The organism is Hymenobacter miniatus, from assembly GCF_016427455.1.
Lineage (GTDB): Bacteria > Bacteroidota > Bacteroidia > Cytophagales > Hymenobacteraceae > Hymenobacter > Hymenobacter armeniacus.
The window spans coordinates 87259-100725 of sequence record NZ_JAELXR010000013.1 but is presented as its reverse complement, the minus strand read 5'-3'; the positions used below and the strand labels follow the sequence as shown (position 1 = coordinate 100725).

The 13467-nt window shown below is 63.7% G+C and carries 12 protein-coding genes; 5 read left to right on the top strand and 7 right to left on the bottom strand.

Annotated features, from left to right (window positions below; all coding sequences use genetic code 11):
- Positions 1–51: 51 nt before the first annotated feature.
- Together JAO73_RS18420 and JAO73_RS18415 are read right to left on the bottom strand one after the other, a co-directional pair.
- Positions 52–939: an ABC transporter ATP-binding protein gene (locus JAO73_RS18420; protein ID WP_198978649.1), complete on the bottom strand. Its 888-nt coding sequence runs from the start codon at positions 937–939 to the stop codon at positions 52–54.
- Positions 940–1206: 267 nt separating this feature from the next.
- Positions 1207–3666, bottom strand: a complete 2460-nt coding sequence (locus JAO73_RS18415) for a TonB-dependent receptor (RefSeq protein WP_198978647.1) — start codon at positions 3664–3666, stop codon at positions 1207–1209.
- 427 nt (positions 3667–4093) lie between these two features.
- On the opposite strand from JAO73_RS18415, the gene JAO73_RS18410 reads away from it, so the two are divergent.
- From JAO73_RS18410 to JAO73_RS18400, 3 genes are all read left to right on the top strand, one after another.
- Entirely contained in the window at positions 4094–4891 is a 798-nt protein-coding gene (locus JAO73_RS18410) for a 3'-5' exonuclease (RefSeq protein ID WP_198978646.1), read from the top strand.
- 36 nt (positions 4892–4927) lie between these two features.
- A complete protein-coding gene (locus JAO73_RS18405; protein ID WP_198978644.1) occupies positions 4928–5452 on the top strand; it encodes a hypothetical protein in 525 nt (174 codons plus the stop codon).
- A gap of 124 nt (positions 5453–5576) precedes the next feature.
- Positions 5577–7115, top strand: a complete 1539-nt coding sequence (locus JAO73_RS18400; protein WP_198978643.1) for a serine hydrolase — start codon at positions 5577–5579, stop codon at positions 7113–7115.
- Between the two features lie 180 nt (positions 7116–7295).
- On the opposite strand, the gene JAO73_RS18395 is transcribed toward JAO73_RS18400, so the two are convergent.
- The 3 genes from JAO73_RS18395 to JAO73_RS18385 form a co-directional block, all read right to left on the bottom strand.
- Positions 7296–8348, bottom strand: coding sequence for an NAD(P)-dependent alcohol dehydrogenase (locus tag JAO73_RS18395; protein WP_198978642.1), 1053 nt, complete (start codon positions 8346–8348; stop codon positions 7296–7298).
- Between the two features lie 148 nt (positions 8349–8496).
- Complete coding sequence (locus JAO73_RS18390; protein ID WP_198978641.1) at positions 8497–9204, bottom strand: DUF1990 domain-containing protein; 708 nt, start codon at positions 9202–9204, stop codon at positions 8497–8499.
- The gene (locus JAO73_RS18385; RefSeq protein WP_198978640.1) at positions 9182–9757 is read right to left on the bottom strand and encodes a DUF1990 family protein; all 576 of its coding nucleotides are present in this window, start codon (positions 9755–9757) and stop codon (positions 9182–9184) included. The genes JAO73_RS18390 and JAO73_RS18385 overlap by 23 nt, the downstream gene beginning before the upstream one ends.
- Before the next feature lie 139 nt (positions 9758–9896).
- Between JAO73_RS18385 and nfi the strand changes: the two genes are divergently transcribed.
- Complete coding sequence (gene nfi, locus JAO73_RS18380; RefSeq protein ID WP_198978639.1) at positions 9897–10586, top strand: deoxyribonuclease V; 690 nt, start codon at positions 9897–9899, stop codon at positions 10584–10586.
- Positions 10587–10598: 12 nt separating this feature from the next.
- On the opposite strand, the gene JAO73_RS18375 is transcribed toward nfi, so the two are convergent.
- Positions 10599–11471 carry a glutamate--tRNA ligase family protein gene (locus JAO73_RS18375; RefSeq protein ID WP_317191245.1) on the bottom strand — a complete coding sequence of 291 codons (873 nt, stop codon included), beginning with the start codon at positions 11469–11471 and terminating at the stop codon, positions 10599–10601.
- Positions 11472–11500: 29 nt separating this feature from the next.
- The gene (locus JAO73_RS18370; protein WP_198978637.1) at positions 11501–11971 is read right to left on the bottom strand and encodes a GNAT family N-acetyltransferase; all 471 of its coding nucleotides are present in this window, start codon (positions 11969–11971) and stop codon (positions 11501–11503) included.
- A gap of 133 nt (positions 11972–12104) precedes the next feature.
- Between JAO73_RS18370 and JAO73_RS18365 the strand changes: the two genes are divergently transcribed.
- Entirely contained in the window at positions 12105–13433 is a 1329-nt protein-coding gene (locus JAO73_RS18365; protein WP_198978636.1) for a serine hydrolase, read from the top strand.
- The last annotated feature ends 34 nt before the right edge of the window (positions 13434–13467 follow it).

The window sequence follows — 13467 nt, the reverse complement described above, 5'->3', positions numbered from 1 at the left end:
GAAGGTGAGAATGGTATTCGCGCAGGCGTTGCGGTCGGGCCAATTGGCCGCCTAAACTGCCACGGCCGCGGGCCGTTCGCTGATTTGCGCGAAGTACACGTCTTCCAAATCCGGGTTCACTTCCTCAAAGCCCGCGTCGGGGCGTTCGTCGCTGAGCACGTGCACGATGGTTTTGCCCGCGAACAGGCGTGAGCTGATGACGTGGTGCGTGGCCTGCACGGCGGCCACCTCGTCCTTGCTCACCAGCTTGCGCCACACGCGGCCGCGCAGCTGCTCCATCACCGAGAGCGGGTCGCCGGTGAGGCGCACCTGACCTTGGCTGATGATGGCCATGTTGCGGCACAAATCGGTGACGTCGCTCACGATGTGCGTGCTCAGGATGATGATGATGTGCTCGCCAATCTCGCTCAGCAGGTTGTGGAAGCGGTTGCGCTCGGCCGGGTCGAGGCCGGCGGTGGGTTCGTCCACGATGATGAGCTTGGGGTTGCCGAGCAGGGCCTGCGCAATGCCGAAGCGCTGCTTCATGCCGCCGGAGTAGCCGCCCAGGTTTTTCTTGCGGGCGTTCCAGAGGTTGGTTTGCTGGAGCAGGGCTTCCACGATTTCCTTACGCTCCTTGCTGTTGCCGATGCCCTTGAGCACGGCCAGGTGGTCGAGCAGCTCCTCGGCCGTCACACGCGGGTACACGCCAAACTCCTGTGGCAGGTAGCCCAGAATGCGGCGCACGCCGTCCTTGTCCTTAAGCACGTCCAGCTCGTCGAGCATGATGGAACCGGTGTCGGCGTCCTGCAGGGTGGCAATGGTGCGCATCAGGCTGCTTTTGCCCGCGCCGTTGGGACCCAGCAGGCCAAACATACCGGTGGGGATGTCGAGGCTGACGTTTTTCAGGGCTTGCACCCCGTTGGCGTAGGTTTTGGAAAGGTTGGTAATGGTGAGGGACATACTTTTTTGCAGGGTTAGAGATGGCGCAAGGTACTGTTTGCCAATGAATCGACAAGGCATGACAGCCTATTCTAGCTTGCGTACCAGGGTGATGCGCTTTCGGGCCGTTGGGTTGCCTTGGCGTGGCTGACTAAAACGATAAAAAAACGTCATGCTGAGCGCAGCCGAAGCATCTCTGCCGCAAGAGTAAATAATTACTTCTGCGGCAGAGATGCTTCGGCTGCGCTCAGCATGACGTTCTGAATCAGCAGGAATTCGCCCTCTCGTCTACTGCCCGCCCTGCTTGCCGCCGCCGCCTTTCACGTCGTCGTTCGAGATGGACTTGCGCTGCTTGCCCTGCTGCTCGGTGCCGAAGCGGTAGGCCAAGCTGACGCGGAAGCCGCGCATGTAGCCGTAGTTGTTGGATACTTCGCTGAAATCGGGCGTGTCGGTGGTGGAGCGGTAGCGCCAGGAGTTATTGAAAGGCGAAGCCAGATTCAGGACGAAGTCGGCCTTGTCTTTGAAAAAGGTCTTTTTCACCCCCATCTGGTAGTAGAGGTTGGCCGCGCCCCGGCCCTGCAGCTCCGGCGAGGGCAGGGAGCTGTAGAGAAAGCCCTGCAGCGTAAACTTCTTGGGCAGCTTGTAGGACGTGTTCAGGTTGAGGCCGGCCGTGAAGCCGCGCCGCTCGATGCCCAGCGCCGGGCTGCGGCGCACGATGTACTGCACATCGGGCCCGCCGCTGATGTCCCAACCCTCGACCGGCTTGGCTGTGCCGTAGAAGTTGAGCTGGTAAAAGGAATTCGACGCCACGTTGGCGTAGGTGCGCACGGTAGTGCCGGGCGCCGCGTCGGTGAAGCCCGCCTCGGCGGCCGTCTTCCGAATGGACTCGATGGCGTTGCCGGTGCGGCGCAGAGAGCCCGAGATATTGAGCGAGCCGGCCTTGCCGTTGGTGTTGAAGCTCAGCTCGTACGAATCGGTCAGCTCGGGGTCGAGGTTGGGGTTGCCGTAGGAAATGTTCTGCGGCTCGGAGCGGTCCACGAACGGGTTCAGGTAGTCGATGTAGGGCCGGGTGATGCGCTTGCTGTAGGCCAGGCGCAGGCTGTTGTTGTCGCTGAAGGCGTATTGGGCGTTGCCGTTGGGCAGCAGCGTGAGGTAGCTGCGCAGGGGCAGCTCCGAATTGGTGGTGCGGAACTGCGCCGCCAGCGACGTGCGCTCCAGCCGGCCGCCCAGGCTTACGCTCAGCTTCTTGTTGGCTTTGGCGGTGTAGGTGGCGTAGGCGGCCTGCACGTTCTGGTCGTAGTCGAAATTGGTGGCGCGGGCGGGCAGCAGCACAAAGTCGCCGTCGCTCAACTGCTTGCCTTCCACGTCGGCCACCGAGCCGGTGCGGCGCCAGATGGCTTTCAGGCCGGTTTCGAGGGTGTGCTTCTCGCCGAAGGGCTGCACCAAATCGGTCTGGAAAGTGATTTCGTGGCCCGGCGTGCGGCCCCGGCTGCGCTCGCGGTAGCTGGCCTGGCTGGTTTTGAGGTTCACGGCCGAGTTGGCGTACTGGTCGAAGTCGTAGCCGAAGGTGCCGCTGTTGTTGGCGTACTGGCCCAGCACGCTCCACTCCTTGCGGGCCGTGGCGAAGGTTTTGGTGTAGGTGCCCGTCAGCTCGCCGTTGAAGCCGCTGAAGCGGTTGGTGGTGCTGCGGGTATACAGCTGGCTGCTGGCCGGGTCGAAAGCGGTGTAGCGGTTCACCACATTGTTGAAATCGGTGCCCCGGTAGGTGTTTATGGAGGCCGCCAGCGACAGACTTTGCTTCTCGCTCAGGTCGTAGTCGAGGCCCAGGCTGCCGTAGTTCCAGCGGCCGCCGTAGTTGCCCACGCCGTCGAGCTGCAGCACCGAGCTGTTGCGCTTGTCGGTGCGGGTGCGGTCGTAGGCGTTGGGCCCGTACCAGCCGCCCGTGCCGGCCGAGGAGGTGAAGCCCAGCTTCTTGGTTTTGAAGTTGAGCGAGGCGTTGGCGTTCGAGTTGCGGTTGCCGCCCGAGGCGCTCACCCGGCCGTTCAGCTTCTGCGTCGAGCCCTTCTTCAACACAATGTTGATGATGCCGGCCGTGCCCTCGCCGTCGTACTTGGCCGGCGGCGTGGTGATGATTTCCACGCTCTGAATCTGCTCGGCCGGGATGCCTTTCAGGGCCTCGGCCAGGTTGCTGGCCAGCGTGGGCGAGGGCTTGTTGTTGATGAGCACCTTGAAGTTGCTGGAGCCGCGCATCTTCACGTTGCCGTCGCCGTCTACGGCCAGCAGCGGGGCCTTGCGCAGCACGTCGGAGGCGGTGCCGCCGGCGTTGGTCACGTCCTGGTCGGCGTTGTACACAATGCGGTCGGGCCGCACTTCCACCACCGGCTTGGTGCCAATGACCACGGCCTCGGCCAGCGCCGTGCCCGCCACCGGCAGCCGAAACGTGCCGGCGTCCGTCGCGCCGGCCGTGATGGTCACGTCCTTGGTTTGGGTGCCATAGCCCACGTAGCTCACCCGCAGGCGGGCCGGCCCGGGCGCCAGCTTGGTGAGCGAGAAGCGGCCGTTGTCGTCGGCGGCCACGCCGGTGATAGGCTTGTCGTTGGGTGCCGGCGGCAGCAGCACCACGGTGGCGTAGGGCACGGGCTCTTTCTTGAGCGAATCGAGCACAATACCGGTGAGGGAGCCGGTGCCCGTGGGCGCGGCCGGCGCCTGCGCCCGGGCCGTGGAGAACAGTGCTGAACAAGCCAGCAAGCAGAAAAGAAGGTAGCGCTGCATCAACGGGAAAGGAGCTAGGTGCGACAGCAAGGATGACAGCCGGGCCCACGAGGTTGCCTGCGGCGAGAGAAGTAACAGCGGCTTAACAGGCGGGAGTCGACGGGGCATGGCGTAAACTGTGGCGGGGTGAAATAATGGCTCAAAGGTCCCGGGCGGCTGGGGGCGGCGCGCTTTAACTCACGATGTGGGCCGCCCCAAATCATAAATCGGGACGGTTCCGGCGCTGGCTCGATTGGTTGGGCTTACCGTCCGGACCGCCGATTCATTACAGCGCCCCGAAAAAAATTGTCGGCCACTTCGTCTTTGCGCTCGCCCGGCGGGCCTTTTGGCCCCGTTAGGCTTGGTCGAACAAAGGCCCGCCGCAGTATCTTCGATTACGATAACCGCTTTCGCTTCTTCTGCCATGCAGCACCTCCACCGCACCCCGCTCGACCAACTCTTTGTCATCGACATCGAAACCGTGCCCTGCGTGGACTGCCACGACAACCTCGACGAGATGCTGCGCCACCTCTGGGAGCACAAGAGCGAGAGCCTGCGCCGCCAGCAAGGCTACACCGGCCGCCCCCAGGCTCCCGAGCCGCTGCCCGAGCACCTCACCGCCGCCAGCCTGTTTGAGCAGGCCGGCATCTACGCCGAGTTTGGGAAGGTGGTGTGCATCTCGGTGGGCTATTTCGTGCACGACAAGCAGGAGGAAATTACCCGCTTCCGCGTGAAAAGCTTCGCCGACCACGATGAGAAGCAGCTGCTGCGCGACTTCGCGGCCCTGCTGGCGCACCGGCCCAAATACACCCTTTGCGCCCACAACGGCAAGGAGTTCGACTTTCCCTATCTGGGCCGCCGCATTCTGGTGAACGGCCTGCCCCTGCCGCCCCAGCTCGACCTGGCCGGCAAAAAGCCCTGGGAAGTGCCCCACCACGACACCATGGAACTGTGGAAGTTCGGCGACCGCAAGTCCTACACCTCCCTCAACCTGCTGGCCACCATTTTCGGCATCCCCACGCCCAAAGACGACATCACCGGCGCCGACGTGGCCCGCGTGTATTGGGAAGAAAACGACCTGCCGCGCATCGCCAAGTACTGCCAGAAGGACATCATCACCACGGCCCGCATCATCCAGAAATTTCGGGGCGAAGAGCCCTTCCGCGACGAGCACATCGTGTACGCCGACGCAACCTCAGTGCCCATGCAACGGGTCATGTGAGGACAACGGCGTTTTCCATTCCTCGGCCCCTTCTGCATGATGTTTTCCTTTTCGATTCGCCTTGCCCTAGCGGGCCTGACCATAGCCTCGGCGCTCACGGCCTGCGAGCAAGTGACAACCTGCCCGCTCGCCATCCCCGCGCCAGCCGTTCTCCCACTGGCGTTAAGCACCGACACCTTGCCCGCGCCCGGCGTGGGCTTCCGGAAGGCCGAATGGCGCACGGCTTACCTTGTGCGGTACGCTACCAATGATTTTCAGCGGCCCATCGACACCCTGCGCCAGCCCGCGGCCACCAAGGGCAACCGCCCCGTGCTGTTTGTGTACGCCAACGGCCAGGACCCGCCCCAATTCGGCGTGCCGCAAAGCGGCCCCGATGCGCAGTCTGAGAGCTACCGGCTGGTGATACCGGCTGCCAACCGCCAATACGACATCAACAACATTGTCCTGACGACGGAGCCCGGCAGGAGCCAGTGCGACGGCTACCGCATCACCTCCCGCCATGTCACCGTGAATGGCCAGGTTCGCGATGCCTTGGCGAGCCCGCCGTTGCTCACCAAATAAGCCCGCAAAAAACCACTGCTTCGCCTGACGCATCGAGTGGTGCAGCCACTGGCAGCGTAGCTTTGAATCGGCTGGAGCGCCCTGCGGTGTTCCAGCTGATTATTTTTTGACCTTTCTTGTTTTCATGCGCTCCTCTCTTTTTCTGGCCGCCCTGGTTTCGGCGACGGTTTTTTCTTCACCTGCCCAGGCCCAGGCGCCTGCCACCGGCAACGCCTTCGTGCGCGACAGCCTGGCCAGCTACGTGAAACGCGGCCTCAAGCTCTGGAACATCCCTGGCCTGGCCGTGGTGGTGGTGAAGGACGGGCAGGTGGTGGCCTCGCAGGGCTTTGGCGTGCGGGCGGTGGGCAAGCCCGAGCCCGTGGACGGCAACACGCTGTTTCTCATTGCGTCGAACTCCAAGCTCTTCACCGGCACGGCCATCTCGCAGCTGGTGGAAGAAAAGAAGCTCAAGCTCGACGACCCGGTGCGCCAGTACCTGCCCGATTTCCGGCTGTACGACTCCGCGAGCACGCGCCTCGTCACCATTCGCGACGTGCTGGGCCACCGCATGGGCACCAAGACCTTTCAGGGCGATTTCACCTTCTGGAACTCCAACCTGAGCCGGGCCGAAATCCTGCAAAAAGTGCGCTTCCTGAAGCCCACGGGCGTGTTTCGCCAAACCTACGGCTACAGCAACTACGGCTTCCTGACGGCCGGCGAAATCATTCCGGTGGCCACGGGCGGCACCACCTGGCAGGATTTTGTGCAGCAGCGCCTGCTCACGCCGCTCGGCATGACGAACACCTACCCCCTCTCGGCCGGTGCCGAGCAGCGGCCCAACGTGGCCCGGCCCTACACCACGGCCTTTGGCCCGCTCGCGCCGGTGCCGTACGACGTGGTCGACAATTTCGGGCCGGCCGCCAGCCTGGTTTCCTGCACCAATGACCTGGCCCACTGGCTGCGCTTCCAGCTCGACAGCGGCAAGTACAACGGCCAGCGGGTGCTGCCCTGGGCCACCCTGCGCCGCACCCGCGAGGGCAACACGCTGGTGGGCAGCAGCAAGTCGCCCGTTTTCCCGATGCACTTCCGCACCTATGGCCTGGGCGTGTACTCAGCCGATTACAACGCCCGCCAGATTTACTGGCACACGGGCGGCGCCAACGGCTTCGTGACCAACGTGTGCTTCGTGCCCGAAGAAAACCTGGGCATCGCCGTGCTCACCAACCAAGATAACCAGAGCTTTTTCGAAGCCCTGCGCTACCAGCTGCTCGACGCCTACCTGGGCGTGCCCTACGTGGACCGCAGCCGCCAGCTCTACGGCTTCGCCAAGCCCGGCAACGCCGAAACCGCCAAGAACGTGGCCGACCTGGCCGCCCGCGTGGCCAAGAAAAACAAGCCCGCCCGCAGCTTGAAAGACTACGCCGGCACCTACACGCACCCCGTCTACGGCAGCATTACCGTCGAGCCCAAGGGCAAGCAGTTGCTCGTGCGCTTCTCACACCACCCCGCTCTCACCACCACGCTGGACTACCTGGACGGCGACATTTTCCGCAGCACGTTCAACCACGCGGCCTACGGCATTTTCCCGGCCCCGTTCACGGTGGAAAACGGGAAGGTGAAGACCTTAGAAATCCGCGTGAACGACGGGCTGGAGCAGGACCCGTATGTGTTCACCAAGCAGTAGCCGTTAGCTGGCTGTCAATAAAAAAGAGGCTCTTGCTGCTAGCGGGAGCCTCTTTTTTATTAACCGAGGTAGAGACGCAATATGTTGCGTCTCGTCGTTGAACGATGATGCCTGACCGATTTCCAAACGGCGCGGGCGCCGAGACGCAACATATTGCGTCTCTACCTCGATTAAGCCACCCTAGTTTTCCAGCGTGGCCAGGTCAATCACGAAGCGGTACTTCACGTCGCCCTTCAGCATGCGCTCGTAGGCTTCGTTGATGTCTTTGATGTTGATGAGCTCGATGTCGGACATGATGTTGTGCTCGGCGCAGAAGTCCAGCATTTCCTGCGTCTCGGCGATGCCGCCGATGAGCGAGCCGGCAATGCGGCGGCGCTTGGCAATGAGGTTGAAAGCGTGTACCTGCGGGGCTTCGGGCGGCACGCCCAGCAGAATCATGGTGCCGTCGCGGCGCAGCAGGTTCAGGTAAGCGGCCAGGTCGAGCGGGGCCGACACGGTGTTGATGATGAAGTCGAAGTAGTTATTCACCGACTTCAGCTGGGCCTTGTCCTTGGTTACCACAAACTTGTGGGCACCCAGCTCTTTGGCGTCGGCTTCTTTGTTGGGCGAGGTGCTGAGCACCGTCACTTCGGCGCCCATGGCGGCGGCCAGCTTCACGGCCATGTGGCCCAGGCCGCCCAGGCCCATCACGGCCACGCGGTGGCCGGGCTGCACGTTCCACTGGCGCAGGGGCGAGTAGGTGGTGATGCCGGCGCAGAGCAGCGGCGCCACGCGGGCCAGGTCCAGCTTCTCCGATATTTTGAGGGTGTATTTCTCATCGACTACAATCTGCGAGGAGTAGCCGCCGTAGGTGGGGGCGCCGGTGCCGATTTCACGGCCGTTGTAGGTGCTCACCATGCCGGTGGGTTCGCAGTATTGCTCCAGGCCTTCCTGGCAGCTGGGGCAGGTGCGGCAGGAATCGACCATGCAGCCCACGCCGGCCAGGTCGCCCACTTTGAAGTTCTTCACGTGGTCGCCCACCTGCGTGATGCGGCCCACGATTTCGTGGCCCGGCACCATGGGGAAAATCGAGCCGCCCCACTCGTCGCGCACCTGGTGCAGGTCGGAGTGGCACACGCCACAAAACTGAATGTCAATGAGCACGTCGTGCGGGCCCACCTCGCGGCGCTCGAAGTTGAAGGGTTCTAAAGGAATGTTGGCGGCGGGGGCCGCGTAGGCTTTCGTAGGAAGCATTCGTGAGGGTGTTGACAGGTAAATTGTTAAAAAATCAGAACGTCATGCAGAGCGTCAGCGAAGCATCTTGCGTGGGGTAGTAATCCTTTCAATCGAATTACTTGAGCACGCGAGATGCTTTGCTGACGCTCTGCATGACGTTCGGTGTTTATGTGCCGATAGAACTCGCCGGCGCGGGCAAGGTTTGGCTGGCCGGCGCCTTTTCCAACTCAGCGGCCACCAGTTCTTGCATTCGCCGCAACGACTCGCGGGCAAACTTGCGCTGCAACCCGCGCCCGAACAGCTTGAAACCCACCCAATAGAACGGGTTACGGATGCGGCCGGGCTGCGACACGGCGTGGATGCGAAACTGCACCGCGCCCGACGTCAGGTTTTTGTGGATGGTGAAGTCAATCTGGCCGCGCTCGAAGTGGCCTTCCAGGGTGCGGTAGCCGTAGCCCCACACCCGCTCGGGGCCGTTGGGCGCGGCGCGCTCCTCGTCGGTGACGCCGCTCACGCGCACGCCGAAGTAGAACTTGAAGAACAGAAACTGCGCCCGCAGCAACATGATGCGGTTTTCCAAAGGCCCGTCGGGGCGGAAGATGCCGGTGATGAGGTCGGGCGGCGGGAAAGCGTAGCGGCGCAGCACGTCCTGCGCGGCGGCGAAGGAGCCGTGGGCTTCCGGTGGGCCGGGCGCTTCGGCGGGCAGGTCGGTTTCGTAGTCGTCGAGGCGCCAGCCGGTTTCGGTGGTGTACTCGCTTTGGCGCGAGAAGTCGTAATTGACCTTGGCGTTGGCGTAGGCTTCGAGGCGGGCGCGGTACTGTTCCCAGGGCGCCGGGCCAGCCGCAGCGGGCTTAGGTGTGGCGCTCGTGCTCATTGGGCTGGTCGTCTTCGGTTTGGGTGAGGGTTTCGACCACCACGTCGGCCAGGGCCTGGCCGCCGCTGGCGGCCGCGGCGCGACGGCAAAACTCGACCCAGGTGGCCTCCTGCACGCGCTTGCCGATGCCCGTGGTGTTGTAGGCAAACGCCACAAGGCCGTCGCGGGAGCGGGCCCGCGAGCGGATTTCAAACCGCAGCACGTCGGGCCGTTCGTCCAGGTAGTGGGTTTCGAAGCGAATGCGGCCGGCTTCGGGATGGCCTTCGAGGGTGATGAACTCAAAGTGCGTGGCGCTGACTTCGGTCACGCGCACGCAGCCATTCCAGGGGCCCAGGATGCTGATTTCGAATTCGGAACCTACCCGCAGGCCGGCCTCGGGCTCGCCTTTTTTCTTGAAATCGGCCAGCAGCTCGGGCGCAAATCGGGGCACGTCGGCCTGCACCTGGGCCATGAGCTGGGCCGGCGACAGGCGCGGCCGGGCCACGTCGATGCTGTAGCGGCGCTCCAGCCACGGGCCCGAGCCGGTGGCGGCGGGCTGTTCAGACTGCGCCATGCTTGTTGAATTAAAAATGAAAAGTTAAAAGCTGAGAGTTGGGCACCAACTGCACAGCTCGCGTATACGCCATTTGCGGATTTCAAGGCGAATACGAAACCGAGCCCCAACTTTTAATTCTTCACTCCTACCTCAAAAAATGGCCTATTACCGTCCACCCGGCCCACCGCCCGACCCCGTCCTCGTCAAAAGCCTCACCCAGCAGCAGCACGACATGCGCCAGCGCGTGCGCGCCGAGCCGCTGGCCCGGGAGCCGCGCCTCATTGCCGGCTGCGACTCCTCTTTCCCCACCCCCGACACCATCCTGTCGGTGTTCGTGGTGCTGAAATTTCCGTCGTTGGAGTTGGTGGAAAAGGTGTACAACTACGGCCCGGTCGACATGCCCTACGTGCCGGGCTTCCTCTCCTTTCGCGAGGCGCCCAACGTCATTCACACCTTCGCCAAGCTCGAAAACAAGCCCGACGTCATCATGGTCGACGGCCACGGCATTGCGCACCCGCGCCGGATGGGCATTGCCGCCCACCTGGGCGTGCTGCTCGACATGCCCACCTTCGGCGTGGCCAAGCAGAAGCTGACCGGCACTTTTCAGGAGCCCGGCCTTGAGCGTGGCAACATCACGGAGCTGCTCGATGCCAAATCGGGCGAACTGATTGGGGAAGTCGTCCGCAGCAAAGACAAGGTGCTGCCGCTGTTTGTGAGCCCCGGCCACCGCTGCGACCAGGCCACCGCTACGCGCCTCACGCTGGCCTGCCTGCGCGGCTACAAGCTGCCGGAGCCCACCCGCCTGGCTGACCACTGGGCCGAAGAGTTCAAGAAAGAAGTGCGATAAGAAGCTCAGCTACTAAGCACGAGGATGCAGGTGAGTCCAATCATCCGGCAGCCAGAACATCAACTCATCCAATGAGCTTGAACTGCCATGCGGCAATCCCCATAAATCAGTAATGGCCTCAAAAACCATCTCTGGGCCTTTGCCACCACTTAGGACCCCCGCATCCAGCGGCAATTGCTGCGACTTAGACAGCTTCTGGCCGGCCGCATTGGTCAGCAGCGGGTGGTGGTAAAACTGCACGCGCGAGACATTGAAACCGGCCGTTTCCGCCAACTGCTCCGCCAGCCAGAGCTGCGCGGCGGTGCTAGGCTGCAAGTCCAGCCCGCGCACAATCAAGTTGGTGCCGAGGCGCAAGTCATCCACCACCGAAGCCACCTGGTAGGCCGCTACGCCGTCCTTTTTGCGAACGACAAAATCTGGCATTAGCGCGCCGAGCGGGACAATGGTCTCGCCCTGCCAAGCGTCAGGGAAGCAGATTTCGGTGCCAGTTGGCACGTGCACCCGCCACGCCGCGCCGGGCGTATGGAGCGGCACGGCCGCATCGGGGCCGCCGGTGCGGGTGCGCTGGCTGGCATGCACCAAGCCCGGCTGCTGCGCCAGGCGGCGGAGCACGCGGTTGTACTCGGGCAGGTGCAGGAGCTGCGAGTGGTGGCGCAGGAAGTCGTCGGGCCCACTGGGGCCGTGGTCGTAATCAATGCCTAGCCAGTCGATAACGCGGAAAATATTGTCCAAATAGGCCGGGCGCAGGCGGGCGCGGTCCAGGTCGTCGATGCGCAGGTGCAGCACGCCGCCGGCCTGCCGCGTGAGCAGCCAGGTCAGCACAAAGTTCACGGCGTTGCCGAGGTGCAGGTAGCCGCTGGGCGTGGGCGCGAGGCGGGAAACCACGGGTGAAGTAGCAGACGCAGGGGCCGGCATCAGGCGAGGAGCAGCTCCATTTGCACATCGGCCCGGGCGTAGGGCGACGCCAGCGGCTGCGCCAGGTCGCGGAAGCCGAGCTTGCGGTACAGCGCCAGGGCCGGCGCCAGTTTCGCGTTGCTTTCCAGGTACACGCGGGTGCCGCCAAGGTCGCGCACCCGCTGAATGGCGGCCTGGCCCAGCAGGAAACCAATCTGCTGGCCCTGAGCGGCGGGCGCCACGGCCATCTTGGCCAACTCGTAGCTGCGGCCGTCGGCCATTTTAATCAGGGCGCAGGTGCCCACCACGTTTCCTGCCAGCTCCGCAAACAGAATGGCACCGCCCGACGCCAGGATGTATGCTTCGGGGTGGTCGAGCGCCTTCAAATCGGCGGGCTCGAGGGTGAAGTATTTCGAAATCCACTCCTCGTTGAGCTGCCGGAAAACGGGTTGGTCGCCCGGCCGGAAATCGCGCAAAACAACAACGGGCATGAGCAATATCGGCGAAATCGATGATTGGATGAGAGCGCCGCAAAGGTAAATCAGCCGCTGCGGCCGGCAGGATTAAACCGAAACCGCAGCGCTAGGTCTAGCTACTTATTCAGCTGTTCAGACCTTTGCTCTGATGAAAAAACGTTTACCTCTGCTCGGGTTTCTATTTGTCCTCATGCTCTGCGTGAGCCCAGCCAGCGCCCAAACCACACCCCTGTACTTTCCGCCCCTCACGGGCAGCACCTGGGCCAGCACCACGCCCGCCAGCCTGGGCTGGTGCCAAACGCCGCTCGACTCGCTCATCGCCTTTGCCGGGCGCAAGGGCAGCAAGTCCTTACTTATTCTGAAAGACGGGCGCCTGGTGGTGGAGCATTATTACGGCACCTACACCGCCGACTCGGCTTGGTACTGGGCCTCGGCAGGTAAGTCGCTCACGGCCACGCTCGTGGGCCTGGCCCAACAAGACGGCATCCTGAGCCTCGGCGACAGCACTTCCAAATACCTCGGCCGCTGGACCAGCGCCACGCGCCCGCAGCAGCGCCAAATCACCATCCGGCACCAGCTCACGATGACCACCGGGCTCGACGACACCCCGCCCGCGCCCTGCGACAACGAAAGCACCACACCTGGCTGCCTGCTCTACCTGGCGCCGCCGGCCACCCGCTGGGCCTACCACACCGGCGCCTACCGCACCCTGCAAGACGTGCTGGTGCAAGCCAGCGGCGCCGCCACCATCACCCAATACACCAACCAGCGCCTCGCTGCCCGCCTCGGCATGACCGGCCTGTGGGCCAACGACGTGTACTACAGCCGGGCCCGCAGCATGGCGCGCTTCGGCCTGTTCATCCTCGCCCGCGGCGCCTGGAACGGCACCCAGATTCTCGACACGGCCTATTTCCGGCGCATGACCACGCCCAGCCAGACGCTCAACCGCAGCTACGGCTACCTGTGGTGGCTCAACGGCCAGCCCAGCTACCGGCTGCCCGGCTCGCAACTCAATTTTCCGGGCCAGCTCACGCCCGCCGCGCCGCCCGACCTGATTGCCGCCCTGGGCAAAAACGACCAGAAAATCTACGTGGTGCCCAGCCTGGGCCTCGTGGTGGTGCGGCAGGGCAATTCGGCGGGTCCGCGCACGCTGGCCGTGTCGTCGTTCGATAACGAATTGTGGACGAGAATCATGGCCGCGTTCTGCCGCCCCACCGCCACGGCAGCTGCGGCCGAGGCCGCTGGCTTCCTGGCTTTCCCCAATCCGGCTACCGAAGCTCTTACCCTGCGCCAGCCCGCCCACACCGCCACCACCGTGCGGCTGGCCGATGCCCTGGGCCGCGAAGTGCTGCGCCAATCCGCTACTGCCGCCGAAACCTCCGTTTCCGTCGCGGGGCTGGCGCCGGGGCTGTATGCCGCGCAGTGGCTGGACGCCAGCGGGCGCGTGCTGATGAGCCGCAAAGTAGCCCGGCCGTAGAAGTTGCACGAAAACTGCGGAGCCTTGCGGGTCA

Coding starts and splice junctions, on each gene's coding strand:
- JAO73_RS18420 (WP_198978649.1), bottom strand. CDS start 939: ATGTCCCTCACCATTACCAACCTTTCCAAAACCTACGCCAACGGGGTG.
- JAO73_RS18410 (WP_198978646.1), top strand. CDS start 4,094: ATGCAGCACCTCCACCGCACCCCGCTCGACCAACTCTTTGTCATCGAC.
- JAO73_RS18405 (WP_198978644.1), top strand. CDS start 4,928: ATGATGTTTTCCTTTTCGATTCGCCTTGCCCTAGCGGGCCTGACCATA.
- JAO73_RS18400 (WP_198978643.1), top strand. CDS start 5,577: ATGCGCTCCTCTCTTTTTCTGGCCGCCCTGGTTTCGGCGACGGTTTTT.
- JAO73_RS18395 (WP_198978642.1), bottom strand. CDS start 8,348: ATGCTTCCTACGAAAGCCTACGCGGCCCCCGCCGCCAACATTCCTTTA.
- JAO73_RS18390 (WP_198978641.1), bottom strand. CDS start 9,204: ATGAGCACGAGCGCCACACCTAAGCCCGCTGCGGCTGGCCCGGCGCCC.
- JAO73_RS18385 (WP_198978640.1), bottom strand. CDS start 9,757: ATGGCGCAGTCTGAACAGCCCGCCGCCACCGGCTCGGGCCCGTGGCTG.
- nfi (WP_198978639.1), top strand. CDS start 9,897: ATGGCCTATTACCGTCCACCCGGCCCACCGCCCGACCCCGTCCTCGTC.
- JAO73_RS18370 (WP_198978637.1), bottom strand. CDS start 11,971: ATGCCCGTTGTTGTTTTGCGCGATTTCCGGCCGGGCGACCAACCCGTT.
- JAO73_RS18365 (WP_198978636.1), top strand. CDS start 12,105: ATGAAAAAACGTTTACCTCTGCTCGGGTTTCTATTTGTCCTCATGCTC.